The following is an 18379-nucleotide window of genomic DNA, read 5'->3' as shown; positions in this document are numbered from 1 at the left end:
TCGTCCCCTGGGGATGTTCGAAGGCGCCGCCACCCGCGGCGCCTTTTTCGTGTCTCAGGGCGCGGGCGTGTAAAGCGCGCGACGATAGAGATGCCACGTCGCATGACCGAAGACGGGTAGCGCCACGAAGAGCCCGAGGAACGCCGGCAGCATCGCCACGAGCAGCCCTGCCGCGATCGTCAGCGCCCAAAGCCCCATGACAACGCGGTTGTGCCGAACGGTGTTCAGGCTGACGATCATGGCCGTCACGAAGTCGATCTCGCGGTCGACCAGAAGCGGCAGCGACACCGCGGTCATGCCGAAGGTCAGGAAGGCCACGCCTGCGCCCACGAGGCCCTGCACCGCCAGCATGGTCAGGCCCTCGGGCGTCATGAACGCCTCCAACGTCAGGGGGCCGTGATGCATGGCGCCGAGGCCCATGAAGAGCGCGAAGGTCATGTGGGCGAAGAAGCTCCAGAACAGGAAGGTGAAGGCGAGGATCGCACCGACCCATGGAAGCTGCCGCGTCCTTTCGTGCCAGACGACCGACAGCACGGGGCCCCAGACGAGCGGCTCTCCGGCCTCGATCCGGCGGCTGACCTCGTAGAGCCCGACCGCGGCGAAGGGCGCGACCAGCGGGAAACCGAGTGCGAAGGCGAGCGTCCAGAGAAAGGTCCCCGCCCCGAGCCACCAGAGCGCCAGTCCCGCGGCCACATAGAAGGTGCTGAAAGCAATCCCGAAAAGGGGTGCGGTGCGAAAGTCCCAGATCCCGGCCTTCAGTGCCGAAACCAGTTCCGGCACGGTCACCCGCGCGATCTGGGGGATCGGCGAAGCCGGAAGCGCCAACGGATGCGATGTATCCTCCATGCGCTCAGTCCTGTCCGGCGCGGAGCGACCGCGCCTTGATCCAGATCACCCGCCCGTCCCCTCGTGCTTGAAGCCACACCCGCGCGTTGGTATCACCCGCCGACAGGCATTCACCCCCCGGAGGTCCCATGCGCGCCGAGGCCGAGAACACGGTCGCCGCCATCCAGAAGTCGCTTCATCTGCTGGCGCAGCGGATGGACTGGGACACGGCAGAGCATCGTCTGGAAGAATTCAACGCGATGACCGAGGATCCCAAGCTATGGGACGACCCGGCGCGCGCGCAGACCCTGATGCGGGACCGGCAGATGCTGGTCGACGCCGTGACGCGCTACAAGGCCATGTCGCAAGAGCTGTCCGACAACGTCGAGCTGATCGAACTGGGCGAGATGGAAGACGACGCCGAGGTGGTGAGCGAGGCCGAGGCAGCGCTGAAGGCGCTTCGCGACCGCGCGGCCCAAGCCGAACTCGAGGCGCTGCTTGACGGCGAGGCGGACGGAAACGACACCTTCCTCGAGATCAACGCGGGCGCAGGTGGCACCGAGGCCTGCGACTGGGCGCAGATGCTTCAGCGGATGTACATCAGGTGGGCCGAGAAGCGCGGCTTCAAGGTCGAGCTTCAGGACGAGATCGGCGGATCGGAGGCGGGCATCAAGTCCTGCGCCTACCAGATCAAGGGCCCGAACGCCTATGGCTGGCTGAAGACCGAGGCGGGCGTGCATCGACTCGTCCGCATCTCGCCCTTCGGCAAGGGCACGCGCGAAACCTCCTTCGCCAGTGTCTGGGTCTATCCCGTCGTCGACGACAACATCGAGATCGACATCGCCGCCAACGACATCCGCATCGACACCTACCGCTCGTCTGGCGCCGGTGGACAGCACGTCAACACGACCGACTCGGCGGTGCGGATCACGCACCTGCCGACGGGGATCGTGGTGACCTCGTCCGAGAAGTCGCAGCACCAGAACCGCGACATCGCGATGAAGGCGCTGAAGTCGAGGCTCTACCAGATGGAACTGGACCGCCGGAACGCGGCCATCACCGAGGCGCACGAGAACAAGGGCGACGCGGGCTGGGGCAACCAGATCCGGTCCTATGTCCTCCAGCCCTACCAGATGGTGAAGGACCTGCGGACCGGGCACGAGACCTCGGACACGCAAGGGGTGCTGGACGGCGATCTGGACGGCTTCATGGCTGCCACACTCGCGCTCGGTGTTTCGGGGATGAAACGAGGCGAGGCCCAGTCGGACGACTGAGACCTCCTGACCGTTTCATCGGCGTGGCGGCGCTGTCCTAGTACAGCCCGCCCGACGAAATCTCGCCGGCAGTCGCTTGGCTGGGGATGTTGACCACGTCGCCGTCCGAGGTCTCGACCTGGCGCGTCGCGCGCGAGACTTCCTCGGTGTAGAGCGGCAGGTTTGCCCCCATGGCGAAACCGCCGTCGAAGGCGATGCCGAAGACCGGCTCCTCGCCCTCGCGGAAGTACTCCGCCACCACGTTCTCGCCGCTCGCATTGTCGGGAAGCCGCGCACCGTTGTAGCGGTCGATGTTGATGAAGTGCCCGCCGGGCGGAATCTCGAAGCGGCCGCCGCCGTACTTCTCGACGGCCTTCTTCATGAAGTTCTGGAAGACCGGCGCACAGAACTCGCCTCCCGACGCGCCGCGTCCAAGAGCCCGGGGCTGGTCGTAACCGATATAGCACCCCGCCGCGATGGTCGAGGTGAAGCCGACGAACCAGACGTCGCGGGCGTCGTTGGTGGTGCCGGTCTTGCCGGCCGTGGGAACACCCAGGTTGACCTGCCCCGCCGCCGTTCCACGCTCGACGACGCCCCGCATCATCGAGGTGAGCTGGTAGGCCGTGATCGGGTTCATCACGCGCTTGCCGTTGGTGATGATGCGCGGGGTTTTTCCGGCCGCCAGATCCTCGACTCCGCATTCCTCGCAGGTACGCTGATCGTGGCGATAGATCGTGGTGCCCCACCTGTCCTGCACCCGGTCGACGAGCGTGGGCTCGACCCGCTCGCCGCCGTTGGCGAACATGGCGTAGGCCGAGACCATGCGGAACAGCGTCGTCTCCTGGCTTCCCAGAGAGTTGGCGAGGAACGGGTCCATCCGGTCGTACACGCCGAAGCGTTCGGCATAGCCCGCGACGGTCGGCATTCCCACCTCTTCGGCCAGACGGACCGTCATCAGGTTCCGCGACCGCTCGATCCCGGTGCGCAGGGGCGTCGGCCCGTAGAAGCGGTTCGAGGCGTTCCTCGGACGCCACACCCGCCCGCCGCCCACGTCGACCTCGATCGGCGCGTCGACGATGATCGTCGCGGGCGTGAAGCCCGAATCCAGGGCCGCCGCATAGACGAAGGGCTTGAACGACGAGCCCGGTTGGCGCAGCGCCTGCGTCGCACGGTTGAAGTTCGACACCTGGTAGGAAAAGCCGCCCTGCATCGCGATGACGCGGCCGGTGTTGACGTCCATCGCCATGAAGCCGCCCTGCACGCCCGGCACCTGCCGCAGCGAGAAGACCGGGTCGTCGGGGCTGCCGCCATCGTGGCGGACGTGGATCACGTCGCCGACGTTCAGAACATCGCCTGCCACGCGGGCCTTGCGGATCCACTTCACGTCGTCCGGCGTGATCCAGTGGCCGTCGGCGCCGTCGGCCCAAGCCTCGACCCCGATCCGGGCCGCGCTTTCGCCGACCTCAAGCACCACGGCGGGAAACCAGCTTTCGACGTCGCGGGCGAGCTTCGGGATCTCTTCCAGCGCCGCACGCCAGGTCTTGGCGTCGGTCAGCTGCTCGGGCTCCAGCGTCGCCACGGTGCCGTGCCATTCGCCCTGCGCGCGGTCGTATTCCTCGAGCGCCTCCTGCAGCGCTGCGGCAGCGATCTTCTGCATCTCGGGGTCGATCGTCGCCCGGATCGTCAGGCCGGCGGCCTTGAAGCCTTCCTGTCCGAAATCGCGCGTGAGCTGGCGGCTGATCTCCTCGGTGAAATAGTCCCGCGCCGGCAGCTTCGCCGCGAAAGCCTCGCGGTCTCCGGCCTGCACGGTCAGAAGCGGCGCCACGCGGGCTTCCTCGTAGGTCGGCTCGTCGATGTAGCCGTTCTCGTACATCTCGGTCAGCACGAAATTCCGGCGCGCGACGGCGCGCTCTTCGGCGGTGACCGGGTGATAGGTCGAGGGCGCCTTCGGCAACGCCGCGAGGTATGCCGCCTCTTGCGCGTTGAGCTGGGTCAGGGACTTGTTGAAGTAGGTTTGAGCGGCGGCCGCGACACCGTAGGCGTTCTGGCCGAGGAAGATTTCGTTGAGATAGATCTCGAGGATCTTCTCGCGCCCGATCTCCTTGACCATGCGCGACGCCTGGATCGCCTCCTTGATCTTGCGCTCGATGGCCCGCTCGCTGCCGAAGTAGATGATCTTCGCCACCTGCTGCGGGATGGTCGAGGCGCCGCGGACGGACTCGCCGCGGGTCTGCGCGGCCTCGTAGAGGGCCGCCGCAATCCCCTGGATATCGAAACCGCCGTGGGTCCAGAACCGCTTGTCCTCGGCCGAGATGAAGGCGTTCTTCACCGTGTCCGGGATCTCGTCGTAGGGAATGTAGATCCGGCGCTGCGCTGCGTATTCGTCGATGATCCGCCCCTCGGGCGAATAGATGCGTGTCAGCGTAGGCGGCTGGTAGTTCGCCAGGGGCGCCACGTCCGGCAGATCGCGGCCGTAGACATAGAACACGGCCCCGCCGACCAGCGCGACCATCAGAAGGCCGAGCGTCACGAGCGAGAATATCGCGCCTAGAAAAGAGAAGAAGAACCGGGTCACCGTCGCCGCACCTTTGCCTGTCGATCCTGTATATGGCGCGGAGTGGTCCGGGTCAAAAGGGCTCCGCGCGGGTTTCGGCCCACAAGAAGGCTTCTAACGGCGCAGGGCGTCGCGGCGCAGGCGGTCTTCATCCTCCCACAGGAGAAGGGCGTTCCTGACCGCCACCGCCGCCTCGTGCTGCCATTTCTCGGAGGCAAGCCGCGCCCGGTCGGCCTTCGAGGACAGAAAACCCAATTCGATCAGGATCGACGGAATCTCTGATGCCTTCAGGACGGCCAGGTCGCCGGTTCGCTCGGGGTGCGAATTGACCGCCAGTTCCGCCGACCGGAACGCCGACACAAGGGCTGCCGACAGGGCGTCGGTCCTGGGCGTCGTGTCCTGCCGCGCGAGTTCCAGAAGCGCCACGGACACGTCGTCGCCCGCGCCGTTCAGATCGACGCCGCCCAGCATGTTCGCGGCGCCGTGCCGCTCGGCCTGTTCCTCGTCCGCGTTGCCGGCGGCTTCGGGCGAAAGCCGGTAAACCGTGACGCCCGACGCCTCGCCCGAGGCGTCATCGAGCGCGTCGGCGTGAAACGACAGGAACACGTCGGCCCCCGCCTCGCGCGCGATATCCAGACGGTCGTCGAGCGAGACGAAGACATCGTCCTCCCGCGTCAGGACCACGTCGAAGCGGTCGGTGGACATGAGTTGCTCGCGCAGCTTCCGCGCGAACTGAAGCGTCAGGTCGGCCTCGCGAAAGACCTCGATCTCGGCACCGGGATCGAAGCCGCCGTGACCCGGGTCGATGGCGATCATCGGACGGGCCTCGGGGTTGGTGACGAGGGGACCGGGGACGTTGGCGGGGTCGGCCTGGGTACGGAAGGTCTCGGCCGTCGCCGGGATCAGCATGACGGAGAGGATAGCCGATCCGTCGTCCGCGGTCGTCATCTCGGCCGTGTCGACGTCCAGGGGTTCGCGGAGGACAGCCACCATCCGGGACCATCCCGGCGCGTGATGTTCCGTCGTAATTTCGCCGATGGCGACAGAGGCTGCTGCGGGCACTTCGGTCAAATCCACGTCGCCGAACTCGACGATCACGCGCGGCGGTCCATCCGCCAACGTCACCCTCCAGGGCACTGATATCGAAAGGGGAATGGTGATCGCGACCTTGCCCGCCTCGTCCGCGATGGTGACGCCGGGGGCCAAGACCTCAGCCACGACGCCATCGGCCACAGCAGCAGAGCCTGAACTCAGGCACGCGCCAAAAATGGCCGCCATGGCGACGATAATTCTTACAAAGCTACCCATGGCCCCGGTCTTGTCGTTTCGGCTCTGGATAGCGCAAAAGCGCCTCCGGCGAAAGCGGCTAACCGCCGACCCGACGTCTTGTCATGAAGTCGTGAAGGCGGCGGAGACCCTCCTCGATGTCTTCGGTCGAGCGTGCGTAGGAGAATCGAAGGGTCGCGTGACCCCTGCCCTTGTCGAAATCGAGGCCCGGCGTCACGGCGACTCCGGCGCTGTCGAGGATCTCGGCGGCCAAGGCTCTGCTGTCCTGCGTCAGGCCGGAGACGTCGGCGTAGATGTAGAAAGCTCCGTCAGGCGGCGCGAGATCGGTAAAGCCCGCCTCGGACAGACCTTCGAGCATCAGCGCGCGGTTGCGACGGTAAACGGCCACGTTGGCCTCGAGTTCGTCCTCGCAATCCATCGCCGCCAGCGCCGCCACCTGGCTTGCATGGGGCGGGCAGATGAACATGTTCTGAGCCAGGCGTTCGACGGTGCGGACATGCGCCTCGGGCACCACCATCCAACCGACCCGCCAGCCGGTCATCGAGAAGTACTTCGAGAACGAGTTGATGACATAGGCGTCATCGGTGATCTGAAGCGCCGAAACCGCCGGACGGTCGTATTCGAGGCCGTGATAGATCTCGTCCGACACGAAGGCGGCCCCTCGCGCGGCGGCCGCGTCGATCAGGGCGGCAAGCGCGGGACGGTCGAGCATGGTTCCCGAGGGGTTCGCCGGTGAGGCGACGATGAGACCCTGAACGTCATCCGGCAAAAGGTCGGGCGTCGGCTGGAAGCGATCCTCGGCCCGCGTCCGGATATCGACCGGCGTGAGACTCAGGGCCGACAGGATCTGGCGATAGGACGGATATCCCGGCGCACCCAGAGCGACGCGGTCGCCCGCGTCGAAGAGCGCGGTGAAGGCGAGAAGGAAGGCGCCCGAGGACCCAGCCGTGACGATGACGCGGGCGGGGTCGAGATCGACGCCGTAACGCGTGCCGTAGAGAGCCGCGATGCGCGTCCGCAACTCGGGCAGGCCTAGAGCCACGGTGTAGCCGAGCGACCCCGCCTCCATCGCCTGCGCCAGCGCACGGCGCGCACCTTTAGGTGCGGGCGTGCCGGGCTGACCTACCTCCATGTGGATGATGTGTCGCCCTTCCGCCTCGGCGCGTGTGGCGGCTTCCATCACGTCCATGACGATGAAGGGATCGACCTCGGACCGGCGGGACAGGCGCATGACGTTCCTCCTGGGGTTGGGGCGTTCCTGCCAATCGCAGGCCCCGCCGTCAATCGCACGCCCTCCGGTCAAAATTTGGTGAAGCCGTTGCGTTTGCCGTGCAACCTGCCATCCTCCGGCGACTTTGAAACGGAGACGACCCATGCTTCGCCTGACTGCAGCCCTGACGACCGGCATGCTGGCCCTCGGCGCTCTCGCCGCCCCGCTGCAGGCGTTCGAGATCGAGGCGATGACGCCCGACGAACGCACCATCTTCCGCTCCGAGATCCGCGACTACCTGCTTGAGAACCCCGACGTCCTGATGGAGGCCATCGCGGTGCTCGAGCAGCAGCGCGTAGCGCAGGGTGCCGTGGCCGAGAAGGCCATGCTCGAGCAGAACCGGCAGGCGATCTTCGAGGACGGCTTCAGCTTCGTCGGCGGCAATCCCGACGGCGACGTGACGGTGGTCGAGTTCCTCGACTACAAGTGCGGCTACTGCAAGCGCGCATTTCCTGCCGTCGAGGACCTTGTGAACACAGACGGCAACATCCGCTTCGTGGTGAAGGAGTTCCCGATCCTGGGCGACCAGTCGACGCTGGCGGCGCGCTATGCCATCGCAACCAAGATCACCCAGGGCGACGACGCCTACAAGAAGGCGCACGACAGCCTGATGACCCATTCGGGCAACGTCAGTGAACCCTTCCTCGCGCGGCTTTCGAAGACGCTGGAGTTGGACCACGACGCCATCGTCGCCGAGATGGACAGCGACGAGGTCACGCGCGTCATCGACACCAACCGCGCTCTCGGCCAGGCGCTCCAGATCCAGGGGACGCCCACCTTCATCATGGGCGAGACCTTCGTGCGGGGATACGTCGAGCTGGACCAGATGATGGCCATCATCGACAGCATCCGGGCCGAAAAGGGCTGACGCCCTATTCCGCCGCCTGCTGCGCCGAGGCCGCCTCGATCTGGGCGGCCTTTTTCTCGACCTCCTCGACGATGTGGTCGATCATACGGTCGTTCGACATCTTGTGGCTCTGGCTACCCGCCAGATAGACCATCCCGGACCCCGCCCCACCGCCGGTGAAGCCCACATCGGTCATCAGCGCCTCGCCGGGACCGTTCACCACGCAGCCGATGATCGAGAGGCTCATCGGCGTCTTGATGTGCTCGAGGCGCTTCTCCAGCGCCTCGACCGTGCGGATCACGTCGAACCCCTGGCGCGCGCAGGAAGGGCAACTGATGATGTTGACGCCCCGGTGGCGCAGGCCTAGCGACTTGAGGATTTCGAAGCCCACCTTCACCTCTTCCACCGGATCGGCCGAAAGCGAGACACGGATCGTGTCGCCGATGCCCATCCACAGAAGGGTGCCGAGGCCGACCGCGCTTTTGATCGTGCCGGTCATCAGGCCGCCCGCCTCGGTGATGCCGAGGTGGATCGGCGCGTCCGTCGCCTCGGCCAGCCCCTGGTAGGCGGCGGCGGCGAGGAAGACGTCCGAGGCCTTCACGCTGATCTTGAACTCGTGGAAGTCGTTGTCCTGAAGGATGCGGATGTGATCGAGCCCGCTTTCGATCATCGCATCGGGACAAGGCTCGCCGTACTTCTCGAGAAGGTGCCTCTCGAGGCTCCCCGCGTTCACGCCGATGCGAATGGAACAGCCGTGGTCGCGGGCCGCGCGGATCACTTCGCGCACGCGGTCGGGCGAACCGATGTTGCCGGGGTTGATCCGCAAGCAGGCGGCACCGGCCTCGGCCGCCTCGATGGCGCGCTTGTAGTGGAAGTGGATGTCGGCGACGATCGGGACCGGGCTTTCGGCGACGATCTCCTTCAAGGCCCGCGTCGACGCCTCGTCGGGGGCCGAGACGCGCACGATGTCGGCGCCGGCGTCCGCGGCCGCCTGCACCTGCGCCACCGTCCCCGCCACGTCGGTCGTCAGCGTGTTCGTCATGGTCTGCACGCTGACCGGCGCGTCGCCGCCCACGGGCACGGAGCCCACGTGGATCATGCGCGATTTCCGGCGCTCTATGTTGCGCCAGGGACGGATCGGATTGTGCGACATTCGGCGTGTCCTTCGCGGATACGGGTCGCGGCCTATGTAAGGCCCGCGCGTCCGGATCGCAATTACTGGCTCTGGGCGTCGGTCTGCGCTTCCGCGACGGCGATGAAGCGCGCGAGGTCGGTGTCGCGGGCGGCGTCGGCGACCTTGTACTTCTGCATCAGCGCGTCGACGCCCAGCTTGACGTCCTTCACCACAATGGGTCCGTCGCCCGCCGGACCATAGGTCTGGCCATTGACGGCGAAGTAGAGCGATCCTGCGTTTCCGGCCCGCAGTGTCGCCGGTTCCTCGGTCAGGGGGACGTTGAATTCCTCACCCGCGTCGAGGATCTTCTCGAAGATCACGGTGCCGTCCGAGGCGCGCACGCGCACCCAGGACGGGCGCACCGCGAGAAGCGAGACGGATGGCGCCGTCGCTTCGACCACCTGGACGGGCGGCAGGAGTTCGGATCCGTCGAGGTCGGCCATCGCCACCGCTTCGGTCGGCGTGCGCGGGCCGCCGGGGATCGCGAAGGGAGCATTGTCGGGCGTGGGCTGGCGATTGGCGAGGAAGCGTTCGTCCCGGCTTGGCGCGAGCGCCCCGACCGTGTCGGGGTCGATGGAGGCGATCGGTCCGTCGCGGGCGGTCAGGACGGGAACGTCCAGCGCTTCGGGCCTGTAGAGACGGTCGGTGCCATCCGGGTTGGCCGCGGCGATCTGAGGCCCTTCGCTTTCGTCGGGCGCAAGCGTTGCAGACGACAGGGGATCGAGTTCGGCCAGCACTTCGGGCGTCTGGTCCACGGGCGTCAGACGTACCTTCTGCACTTCCTGAAGGACGGCCCACCCGCCGTAGCCTATCCCGCCTAGCAGCACGAGGAGGACGGCGATGGACCCCACTGCCCGCGGCTGGATGCCCGCGAACACCGCCTCCCCCTTGGGGAGATAGCTGACGGAGGGCTCGGTAAAGGGGTCGCGAAGATGCGCGGGCTTGCCCATGGCCTTGGGCTTCTTGACGCCGGGAGTCTTGTCGACCTTGACGCTGGCTTCGGGTGACATGCCGTGCGCCACCGTGAAGCCGCCCTCTTCGCAGAAGGTCTTGAACGCCCATTCCGGGTCGAGACCGAGGTAGCGCGCGTAGGAGCGGACGTAACCCGCGACGAAGCCCGGCGTGTCGAAGGCCGAGGGATCGGTATTCTCGATGGCCGAGATGTAGGTCGCCTTGATCTTCAGCTCGCGCTGCACGTCCAGAAGCGACTTGCCCAGGGTGGCGCGCTCCCCGCGCATGATGTCACCAAGGCGCAGTTCGAAGTCGTCGAACCCCTTCTGGCGCGACGGCTTTTTCGTCTGATCAGTCGTCCCGCGACGACCGGTCACGAGTCCTGCCCCATTTCAGTCATCTCTGTCCCAGGTTCAGGGCCGTCAGAATCGGCTCCGAGCGTAGTAGGCCATTGTTAACACGGACCTACCAAAGGGTCACGGCAGAGTTCTGTTCAGGCGGAGAGTTCGGCCCGATTCAGGGCGCAGTGCGACCAGAGTGCATCCATCGCGCGCACGAGTGCGTCGATTTCCTTCGGACCATGCACCGGAGAGGGCGTGAAACGCAGCCTTTCGGTGCCGCGAGGCACGGTCGGGAAGTTGATCGGCTGGACGTAAATGCCGTGCTGTTCCAGCAGCATGTCCGAAATGACCTTGGTATGGACCGGATCGCCCACGATCACCGGAACGATGTGGCTGCCGTGGTCGATCAGCGGCAGGCCCAGCGCCTTGAACCGCGTCTTAAGGATCGAGGCCTGCGTCTGGTGCAGCTCGCGCCGCGCGCGGTCGGTCTTGAGGATGCGGACCGATGTCGCAGCGCCCGCCGCGACAGCGGGCGGAAGCGAGGTCGTGAAGATGAAGCCCGGCGCGTAAGACCTTATGGCATCGCACATTTTCGCGCTGGAAGCGATGTAGCCGCCCATCACGCCATAGGCCTTGGCCAGCGTTCCGTTGATGATGTCGATGCGGTGCATCAGCCGGTCGCGCTCGGCCACGCCGCCGCCGCGAGGGCCGTACATACCGACCGCGTGGACCTCGTCGATGTAGGTCAGCGCGTCGAATTCGTCGGCCAGATCGCAGATCGCTTCGATCGGGCTGAAGTCGCCGTCCATCGAATAGACCGATTCGAAGGCGATCAGCTTCGGCGCGGCCGGATCGTCGGCCGCCAGAAGCTCACGCAGGTGGTCGAGGTCGTTGTGACGGAAGACGCGCTTCGCCCCGCCGTTGCGGCGAATGCCTTCGATCATCGAGGCGTGGTTCAGCTCGTCGGAATAGACGATGAGGCCGGGAAACAGCTTCGGCAGCGTCGACAGCGTGGCGTCGTTCGCGATGTAGGCCGAGGTGAAGAGAAGGGCCGCTTCCTTGCCGTGAAGGTCGGCAAGCTCGGCCTCAAGCGCCTTGTGATACAGCGTCGTGCCCGAGATGTTGCGGGTCCCGCCCGATCCCGCGCCCGTCGTCTCGAGCGCTTCGTGCATGGCGGCAAGCACCTCGGGGTGCTGGCCCATGCCGAGGTAGTCGTTGCCGCACCAGACCGTCACCGGACGCTCGCTGCCGTCCTTCCGACGCCAGGTGGCGTGGGGAAACTGGCCTTTCGCGCGCACGATGTCGATGAAGGTCCGATAGCGGCCTTCGTCGTGGAGCCGTTGCAGCGCGGCGTCGAGCTTGGCGGTGTAGTCCACTGTGTCTTCCCCTCCGAGTCGTCTCTCGTTCATAAAACGGAATATGTTACCCTAACAACCTCGACGACCGAACAAATTGACGCGGATCAATCAGTTCCTGATGACCACCTTGCAGTCTTGCGCCCCAGTCGACCCGCAGCGGGCCAGGGCCGCGGCGTCCGAGGCCCCATAGCCGAAGGCCCCCGTGGCGGATGAGACGGAGAAGGCCTTGGATCCGCGCATCCTTCTGTATTTCTTGTCGAAAGCGGCCGTCGCATCGATCGACAGCATGAGCGGCCTCGGCTGCCAGTTCTTCGGCACGACCCGCGCCGCGACGACGCAGTTTGGCGCTCCATTCGACTTCTTCACGTTGCAGGCCGCGACGGCGGCGGCGCCGGCCGCCTCGACCGAATGGTGATTCATCGCCGCCTGGAGCGACTCGTGGACCATCCCGTCCTTGGGCGACCAGGCGATGGCGGTGTAGTAGCGGACGGGCTGACGCATTTCCTTGGCCATCAGCGGCACGATGCCGGTCACGATGCGGCGGTTCTGGGGCGAGAGTTCCTTGGCGGTCTGGATCGTGTGTCCGCGCGTCGGGTAAAGCATCTGCCGCGCCGAGGCGGTGTCGAAGACTTGCGCTGCGGCGGGCATCGCCATCGCGAGGAAGACGAGGACAAGGGTCAGCGTCCTGACCATTGGGGAACTCCTTTGCCGTTTGGTTTCACATACGCCCGGAGGGCCTAGAAGGCCAGCGCTCTGGACGCCGTTTCACAGCCTGATAACGTCCGGTTCACAGCAACCGGAGGCCCCATGACCCTGAACGCCGTGCTCTCCCGCATCGACGACGATCTCGACCCCGCTCTCGAACGATTGAAGGCGCTTCTGCGCATTCCTTCGATCTCGACGGACCCGGCCTACAAGGAAGCCTGCGCCACGGCGGCGGACTGGCTGGTGGCCGATCTCGCCTCGCTTGGCGTCGACGCCGAAGCGCGGGCGACACCGGGGCATCCCATGGTCGTGGGGCATGTCGGCGAAGGATCGCCGCACCTCTTGTTCTACGGGCACTACGACGTGCAGCCGGTCGATCCCCTGTCTCTCTGGCACCGCGATCCCTTCGACCCCGAGGTGCAGGACACGCCGCAGGGCAAAGTCCTGCGCGGACGCGGATCGTCGGACGACAAGGGGCAGCTGATGACCTTCGTCGAGGCCTGCCGGACGTGGAAGGCAGTGAACGGATCGTGGCCGTGCCGGGTCACTTTCCTCTTCGAAGGCGAGGAGGAGTCGGGGTCGCCGTCGCTCGTGCCTTTCCTCAAGGAATTCAAGGATGAGCTGTCGAAACCGGACTTGGCGCTGATCTGCGACACGGGGCTTTTCGACCGCGACACGCCGGCCATCACGACCATGCTGCGGGGACTTCTAGGCGAGGAACTGACCGTCACTGGCGCCGACAAGGACCTGCACTCGGGGATGTATGGCGGTGCGGCGATGAACCCCGTCCGGGTACTGGCGCGGATCATCGCCTCGCTGCATGACGAGACGGGTCGGATCACGGTGCCGGGGTTCTATGATGGCGTGCCGGAGATCACCGACGAAATGAGGGCGCAGTGGGAAGGGCTTGGCTTCGATGCCGAAGGGTTCCTGGGCGGGGTCGATCTGTCGGTTCCTGCTGGAGAGACCGGCCGCAGCGTGCTGGAGATGATCTGGTCGCGGCCGACCTGCGAGGTGAACGGGATCACCGGCGGTTACACCGGCGACGGGTTCAAGACGGTGCTGCCGTCGAAGGCTTCGGCCAAGATCAGCTTCCGCTTGGTGGGCACGCAGGACCCACTGGAAATCCGCAACAATTTCAGGCGGATGGTGCAGGATGCCCTGCCCCCGGACTGCTCGGTGGAGTTCAAGGACCACGGCGCCGGACCGGCTTCGGTCATGGCGACGGACGACCCCGCCTTCGAGAAGGCGCGGCAGGCGCTTTCGGACGAATGGGAGAAGGATGCGGCCTTCATCGGGTCGGGCGGATCGATCCCGATCGCGGGCTATTTCAAGCAGATCCTCGGACTTGATTCGATGCTGATCGGCTTTGGTCTGGACGACGACCTGATCCACAGCCCGAACGAGAAGTACGACGTCCGGTCGTTCCACAAGGGCATCCGGAGCTGGGCGCGGGTGCTGGACGCGGTGACGCGGTGATCGCCAACCCCGCGTCGGTATCACGTCGGTATTGTGTCGGTATCGCGTCTGTGCCGACATCGCGAAGTTAGCCGACGGGACCAAGATGGCGGCGGTCAATCTTGAAGCCGCGGACGGGATGGAGGCGCGCTGCCCTCCCGGACCCTCCCGACGTACCTAGAGGTCGATGGAGCCGAGGAAGGGTTCGAGCGCGTCGGCCGTTGCGTCCGGGTGCTGGTCGATGAAGAAGTGCCCGCCGGGAATCGCGCGGGCGGTCATGCGGCTGAGCCTTGGGCGCCAGACCTCTGCCACGTCGAAGTTTTTCGCCATCGCGCCTTGCGCGCCCCAGAGCACGAGCGACGGCATGTCGAGGGTGCGGCCCGCGTCCTCGGCGTCGTGCGTCTGGTCGATGGTGACGGCGGCGCGGTAGTCGTTCGTCATGCCCGCGATGGTCGAGGGGTCGCGCCAGGCCGCGCGGTAGGTGTCGAGGGCGGGGAAGTCGGTGAGCGACGCGCCGCCCCAGCCGAGGAGGCAGGCCTCGTAAAAGTGATCGGGGTCGGCCTCGATCATGCGCTCGGGGAAGGGCGCTGGCTGAGCGAGGAAGCTCCAGTGGAAGTAGGCCTTCGAGACCGGGTAGGTCCAGGCGGCGAGAAGCGCGTCCGTGGGCAGGATGTCCATGAGCGTGAGGCTCGCCACGGCCTCGGGTGCGTCGAGCGCGAGCCGGTAAGCGGTCCGCGCGCCGCGGTCGTGGCCGACGAGGTGGAAGCGGTCGTGGCCAAGGTGACGCATGAGGGCAAGTTGATCGGCGGCCATCGCGCGGAAGGAATACTCGGCAAGGTCCGGCGACGCCCCGGGCTTCGACGAGGCGCCGTAGCCGCGCAGGTCCGCGGTCACCACCGTGAAGCGCGCTGCGAGGCGAGAGGCGACATCGGTCCAGAGGGCACGGGTCTGGGGGAAGCCGTGGAGCAGAAGGACGGCAGGCCCCTCGCCCGCCACATCGTAGGCGACGGTGATACCGTCCTGGGTGAAGTCCGCCATGCGCATATCCTCCGGAGGCTCAGGAGAGCCCCGGTACAAGCGACATGCAAGGGAGGAAGTGGCGCGGTTGACGGGGCTCGAACCCGCGACCCCCGGCGTGACAGGCCGGTACTCTAACCAACTGAGCTACAACCGCGCGACAGGGGGTGACATAAGGAAGGGTGCGAAGGGCGTCAAGCGGAATTGGCCGCGCGTTTCGCGGCACCGTCGGATTTTTGCGGACCGCCTCTCAGGCCAATGCAGCGAGGGCGGAAAGGTCGGTCCAGCGCACCGGAAGCGCCATCAGCGGCTGACCGTAGACGTCGTCCGGAACGGGGTCCGAGAGGTGGCCGCCGCTGCGGGCGTAGAAGGCCGTGGCGCGCGCGTTGCCTTCGGCCACGGTCAGGTGCAGGCAGTCATGGCCGAGCGCCATCAGGCGGCGCGCGGTCTCGGCCAGAAGGGCGCGGCCGACCCCCTGCCCTTCGTCCGCGAGACGGACGTGGAGGTTGTCGACGTAGGGCCCGTCCGGGTCGTCGGGCAGCGTCGCCACGAAGCCCGCCACGCGGCCCTCGCGCAGCGCCACGAGGACGAGCGCGCGGCTCAGCCGGTCCGGCGTCCAGGTGCGGCTCAGGTCGCTCGCCACGGGTTCGCCCAGATAGGCGTCGGGCAAGAGACCGGGATAGGTGCGGCGCCAGCTTTCGAGCTGGACGGCGAGGATCTCGGGCAAATCGTCGGGGGTGGCGGGGCGTACGTCGATCATGGCGAAAGGGATAGACGGCGCGCTTTGCGGACGGAAGGGCCAAGGCGCGACCCCGGCACCAATGTGACGCAGGGGCCGCGTCTGTCGCCATACTGGCACCATATTTCGATGCTTTTCCCGGGATCGGACAGGCAACGGGACAGACATGGCATTCCTTTCCGCAGAGCTCGCCCGCGGTCTGGACGACGGCGATGCTGTTCTTCCAGAGCGTTCTGCTGCTCGGTTATCTCTACGCGCGGCTCTCGACGCGGATGCTGCCCGTGCCGGTGCAGGTCGGACTGCACATGTCGCTTCAGGTCATCCCCGACGACGGCGAAAATGAAAACGGGATGTTCTGAAGGTCGGTCACACCCGTTGCCCGGGCTTTTCCGCGCCACTATCCGCTTGCCTTCGCCGTCCGGGCAATTGGCGATTGCTCCCAGATCGCAGCGCCTTAAGTTGCGCGCAAATCCAACGATCCGATGGAACTTATGAGTAAACTTACAGCAATACGCTTTGTCGTCGCGATGGCGGCCGGTTTGGCGCTTGCCGCATGCTCGGGCACCATGCCGTCGGAAGACGTGGGCAACTTCCAGGATCTGGAAGACGTCGGCGACTATGGCGAGGTGCAGGAGGGACATATCGTCATCCCGCGCGTCGACCCGCAGTACCTTCAGGAACCCAATCGCCGAACCTCGGTGGCCTACAACGGGTACGAGACGCCCGGAACCATCGTCGTCGATCCCTACGCCAAGTTTCTCTATTACGTCGAGGCGCCCGGAGCCGCGATCCGATATCCCATCGCGGCGGGCCGCGAGGGGCGCGGTTTTCAGGGCGAAGCTACGGTCGGACGCATGGCGGAGTGGCCCGGATGGACGCCGACCGCGAACATGATCCGCAGCGAGCCCGACGTCTATGGTCCCTTCTCGAAGGGCATTCCGGGCGGCAGGGCCAATCCGCTGGGAGCGCGAGCCATCTACCTCTATCGGGGCAACCGCGACACCTACTACCGCATCCACGGGACGAACGACCCCGCGACGATCGGCAACTCGGGCAGCGCGGGCTGCATCCGGCTGTTCAACCAGGACGCCATCGACCTCTACAATCGCGTGTCCGTCGGATCGACGGTCGTGGTGCGGACCTATGAGGAGTCGGTCGCGATCGAAGGCTACGACATGGCGAACCGGGGCCAGGAGATGGCGCCGAGGCATGTCGATCCCGCAGAGGTCTACGCCGCGGTCGCCGAAGACCAGCGACGCAAGGCAGAGTACGAAGCGGGGTTCTGAGGCGGACGGACGACGGTCGGTCGGGGATCGGTTATCAATCTCCACAACTTCATGGCATGCGCCTTTGCCGTCCGAGGTCTTCACGGGTACCGTCGGCGGCACAGCGGCCCTGGGAGTGGCGCCATGCGGGATGGTCAGATCAGGTTCTTCGAGAGCTTCGACGGCGCGAAGATCGCGTATTGCGTCTCTGGCGAAGGCCCTCCGGTCATTCTTCTGCCGAGCTGGCTGACGCATCTTGAATTTCAGCGGCGCAGCGTCGCCTGGAAGCCCTGGCTCGAGGCGCTGTCGAGCCGGTACTCGCTCGTGCGCTATGATCCGCGCGGCTGCGGCATGTCCGACCGCCGGGTCGACGACCTGACCTTTGTAGCCTGGGTCCGGGACCTCGACGCGCTCGTCGGTCATCTCAAGCTCGACAGCTTCTCCCTGATCGGCGTGTGTCAGGGCGGCGCGGTGGCGCTGGAATACGCCGCGCGTCATCCGGGGCGGGTCAGCCACCTGGTGCTGTTCGGGACCTATGCGCGCGGACGCAACAAGCGCGACGATATTCCTCTCGAGCCGGAAAAGGCGCGGGTCATGCTGGATATGGTCCGGCTTGGCTGGGGCAGCGAGGACCACGCGTTCGCGACGGCCTTCGCCCAGCAGTTCCAGCCGGACGGCGCGCCGGGCCATCTGGCGACGTGGTGCGAGTTGCAGCGCCGCGCGGCCTCGCCCGAGGTCGCCGCCCGGCTGACGGAGTACATGTTCCGGATCGACATTCGCACGGCGCTGACTGTCATCGGCTGCCCCACGCTGGTGGCCCATGCGACGGGCGACGCTGTCGTGCCCCTCGCGGAGGGACGCCTTCTGGCGCAATCGATTCACGGGGCGCAGTTTCTCGAACTCGACACGCCCAATCATTTCCCGCGTGACGACGAGCCGGCCTGGAGGTCTTTCGTCGAGGTCCTGCATGACTTTCTTCCGGCACCGGCCCTAGACGACGCCCGGTTCGGGGATCTGACCGCGCGTGAGCGCGAGGTGCTGGACCTTGTCGCCGCTGGCCTCGACAACCGGGCCATCGCCGGACGCCTCGGGATCAGCCCGAAGACGGTCCGCAACCATGTTTCGGGCCTGATCGCGGCCCTTGGGGTCAAGTCCAGGGCGGAAGCGATCGTGATGGCGCGCGACGCAGGCTTCGGGCGCGGCGACAGCGTGAACCGGGACCGGAGACCCGGTCATGGCTGACGAGAGCTGAAAGAATCCGGACATTCGGGACGCTCGCCCCATGCGACGGATCCCGTGCGGACCTAGGCTTTTCGAGAACTGGACCCGCAGCAA

16 protein-coding genes and 1 tRNA gene are annotated in these 18379 nt (G+C 66.3%); 6 read left to right on the top strand and 11 right to left on the bottom strand.

Features of this window, described 5'->3' with window-relative positions; genetic code table 11:
* Positions 1-54 precede the first annotated feature (54 nt).
* Positions 55-846: a DUF2189 domain-containing protein gene (locus EF888_RS08405; RefSeq protein WP_109758575.1), complete on the bottom strand. Its 792-nt coding sequence runs from the start codon at positions 844-846 to the stop codon at positions 55-57.
* A gap of 128 nt (positions 847-974) precedes the next feature.
* Between EF888_RS08405 and prfB the strand changes: the two genes are divergently transcribed.
* Positions 975-2099, top strand: coding sequence for a peptide chain release factor 2 (gene prfB, locus EF888_RS08400; protein WP_109758574.1), 1125 nt, complete (start codon positions 975-977; stop codon positions 2097-2099).
* 37 nt (positions 2100-2136) lie between these two features.
* Here the strand turns inward: prfB and EF888_RS08395 are convergent, their stop codons facing one another.
* From EF888_RS08395 to EF888_RS08385, 3 genes are all read right to left on the bottom strand, one after another.
* Positions 2137-4653 (bottom strand): penicillin-binding protein 1A, encoded by a 2517-nt coding sequence (locus EF888_RS08395; RefSeq protein WP_109758573.1) that lies wholly within the window; start codon positions 4651-4653, stop codon positions 2137-2139.
* A 93-nt stretch (positions 4654-4746) separates the two neighbouring features.
* Positions 4747-5940 carry an N-acetylmuramoyl-L-alanine amidase family protein gene (locus tag EF888_RS08390; RefSeq protein WP_109758572.1) on the bottom strand — a complete coding sequence of 398 codons (1194 nt, stop codon included), beginning with the start codon at positions 5938-5940 and terminating at the stop codon, positions 4747-4749.
* 58 nt (positions 5941-5998) lie between these two features.
* Complete coding sequence (locus EF888_RS08385) at positions 5999-7150, bottom strand: pyridoxal phosphate-dependent aminotransferase (RefSeq protein WP_109758571.1); 1152 nt, start codon at positions 7148-7150, stop codon at positions 5999-6001.
* A 142-nt stretch (positions 7151-7292) separates the two neighbouring features.
* Here EF888_RS08385 and EF888_RS08380 point away from each other — a divergent pair, with 142 nt between their 5' ends.
* A complete protein-coding gene (locus EF888_RS08380; protein WP_109758570.1) occupies positions 7293-8057 on the top strand; it encodes a DsbA family protein in 765 nt (254 codons plus the stop codon).
* 4 nt (positions 8058-8061) lie between these two features.
* On the opposite strand, the gene ispG is transcribed toward EF888_RS08380, so the two are convergent.
* The 4 genes from ispG to EF888_RS08360 all read right to left on the bottom strand — a co-directional run bounded on the left by ispG (position 8062) and on the right by EF888_RS08360 (position 12553).
* Positions 8062-9189 (bottom strand): flavodoxin-dependent (E)-4-hydroxy-3-methylbut-2-enyl-diphosphate synthase, encoded by a 1128-nt coding sequence (ispG, locus tag EF888_RS08375; RefSeq protein ID WP_109758569.1) that lies wholly within the window; start codon positions 9187-9189, stop codon positions 8062-8064.
* Positions 9190-9251: 62 nt separating this feature from the next.
* Positions 9252-10538 carry a helix-turn-helix domain-containing protein gene (locus tag EF888_RS08370; RefSeq protein ID WP_241239851.1) on the bottom strand — a complete coding sequence of 429 codons (1287 nt, stop codon included), beginning with the start codon at positions 10536-10538 and terminating at the stop codon, positions 9252-9254.
* Positions 10539-10654: 116 nt separating this feature from the next.
* On the bottom strand, positions 10655-11878 hold the full coding sequence (gene hemA, locus EF888_RS08365; RefSeq protein WP_109758568.1) for a 5-aminolevulinate synthase: 1224 nt from the start codon (positions 11876-11878) through the stop codon (positions 10655-10657).
* Positions 11879-11968: 90 nt separating this feature from the next.
* Positions 11969-12553: a hypothetical protein gene (locus EF888_RS08360; RefSeq protein WP_109758567.1), complete on the bottom strand. Its 585-nt coding sequence runs from the start codon at positions 12551-12553 to the stop codon at positions 11969-11971.
* 114 nt (positions 12554-12667) lie between these two features.
* Between EF888_RS08360 and EF888_RS08355 the strand changes: the two genes are divergently transcribed.
* The gene (locus EF888_RS08355) at positions 12668-14044 is read left to right on the top strand and encodes a M20/M25/M40 family metallo-hydrolase (RefSeq protein ID WP_109758566.1); all 1377 of its coding nucleotides are present in this window, start codon (positions 12668-12670) and stop codon (positions 14042-14044) included.
* Between the two features lie 156 nt (positions 14045-14200).
* Here EF888_RS08355 and EF888_RS08350 read toward each other — a convergent pair whose 3' ends face one another.
* The 3 genes from EF888_RS08350 to EF888_RS08340 all read right to left on the bottom strand — a co-directional run bounded on the left by EF888_RS08350 (position 14201) and on the right by EF888_RS08340 (position 15800).
* Positions 14201-15061: an alpha/beta fold hydrolase gene (locus tag EF888_RS08350; RefSeq protein WP_241239850.1), complete on the bottom strand. Its 861-nt coding sequence runs from the start codon at positions 15059-15061 to the stop codon at positions 14201-14203.
* Positions 15062-15120: 59 nt separating this feature from the next.
* Positions 15121-15197, bottom strand: a tRNA-Asp gene (locus EF888_RS08345).
* Between the two features lie 93 nt (positions 15198-15290).
* The gene (locus EF888_RS08340; RefSeq protein ID WP_164721620.1) at positions 15291-15800 is read right to left on the bottom strand and encodes a GNAT family N-acetyltransferase; all 510 of its coding nucleotides are present in this window, start codon (positions 15798-15800) and stop codon (positions 15291-15293) included.
* Positions 15801-15991: 191 nt separating this feature from the next.
* On the opposite strand from EF888_RS08340, the gene EF888_RS21750 reads away from it, so the two are divergent.
* The 3 genes from EF888_RS21750 to EF888_RS08330 all read left to right on the top strand — a co-directional run bounded on the left by EF888_RS21750 (position 15992) and on the right by EF888_RS08330 (position 18286).
* The gene (locus EF888_RS21750; protein WP_164721619.1) at positions 15992-16138 is read left to right on the top strand and encodes a hypothetical protein; all 147 of its coding nucleotides are present in this window, start codon (positions 15992-15994) and stop codon (positions 16136-16138) included.
* Positions 16139-16270: 132 nt separating this feature from the next.
* Positions 16271-17065: a L,D-transpeptidase gene (locus tag EF888_RS08335; protein ID WP_241239849.1), complete on the top strand. Its 795-nt coding sequence runs from the start codon at positions 16271-16273 to the stop codon at positions 17063-17065.
* A 123-nt stretch (positions 17066-17188) separates the two neighbouring features.
* Positions 17189-18286: an alpha/beta fold hydrolase gene (locus tag EF888_RS08330; protein ID WP_164721618.1), complete on the top strand. Its 1098-nt coding sequence runs from the start codon at positions 17189-17191 to the stop codon at positions 18284-18286.
* Positions 18287-18379: the final 93 nt, after the last annotated feature.

Source organism: Silicimonas algicola (genome assembly GCF_003970735.1).
Lineage (GTDB): Bacteria > Pseudomonadota > Alphaproteobacteria > Rhodobacterales > Rhodobacteraceae > Silicimonas > Silicimonas algicola.
The sequence above is the reverse complement of the archived record's forward strand: the minus strand, read 5'-3'. Positions and strand labels throughout refer to the sequence as shown.

What these genes read in the sequence shown, in the direction of transcription:
- EF888_RS08330 (WP_164721618.1), top strand. Translation starts at nt 17,189, where the DNA reads ATGCGGGATGGTCAGATCAGGTTCTTCGAGAGCTTCGACGGCGCGAAG.
- EF888_RS08405 (WP_109758575.1), bottom strand. Translation starts at nt 846, where the DNA reads ATGGAGGATACATCGCATCCGTTGGCGCTTCCGGCTTCGCCGATCCCC.
- EF888_RS21750 (WP_164721619.1), top strand. Translation starts at nt 15,992, where the DNA reads ATGCTGTTCTTCCAGAGCGTTCTGCTGCTCGGTTATCTCTACGCGCGG.
- EF888_RS08390 (WP_109758572.1), bottom strand. Translation starts at nt 5,940, where the DNA reads ATGGGTAGCTTTGTAAGAATTATCGTCGCCATGGCGGCCATTTTTGGC.
- EF888_RS08355 (WP_109758566.1), top strand. Translation starts at nt 12,668, where the DNA reads ATGACCCTGAACGCCGTGCTCTCCCGCATCGACGACGATCTCGACCCC.
- ispG (WP_109758569.1), bottom strand. Translation starts at nt 9,189, where the DNA reads ATGTCGCACAATCCGATCCGTCCCTGGCGCAACATAGAGCGCCGGAAA.
- EF888_RS08385 (WP_109758571.1), bottom strand. Translation starts at nt 7,150, where the DNA reads ATGCGCCTGTCCCGCCGGTCCGAGGTCGATCCCTTCATCGTCATGGAC.
- EF888_RS08360 (WP_109758567.1), bottom strand. Translation starts at nt 12,553, where the DNA reads ATGGTCAGGACGCTGACCCTTGTCCTCGTCTTCCTCGCGATGGCGATG.
- EF888_RS08335 (WP_241239849.1), top strand. Translation starts at nt 16,271, where the DNA reads ATGAGTAAACTTACAGCAATACGCTTTGTCGTCGCGATGGCGGCCGGT.
- prfB (WP_109758574.1), top strand. Translation starts at nt 975, where the DNA reads ATGCGCGCCGAGGCCGAGAACACGGTCGCCGCCATCCAGAAGTCGCTT.
- EF888_RS08380 (WP_109758570.1), top strand. Translation starts at nt 7,293, where the DNA reads ATGCTTCGCCTGACTGCAGCCCTGACGACCGGCATGCTGGCCCTCGGC.
- EF888_RS08340 (WP_164721620.1), bottom strand. Translation starts at nt 15,800, where the DNA reads ATGATCGACGTACGCCCCGCCACCCCCGACGATTTGCCCGAGATCCTC.
- EF888_RS08350 (WP_241239850.1), bottom strand. Translation starts at nt 15,061, where the DNA reads ATGGCGGACTTCACCCAGGACGGTATCACCGTCGCCTACGATGTGGCG.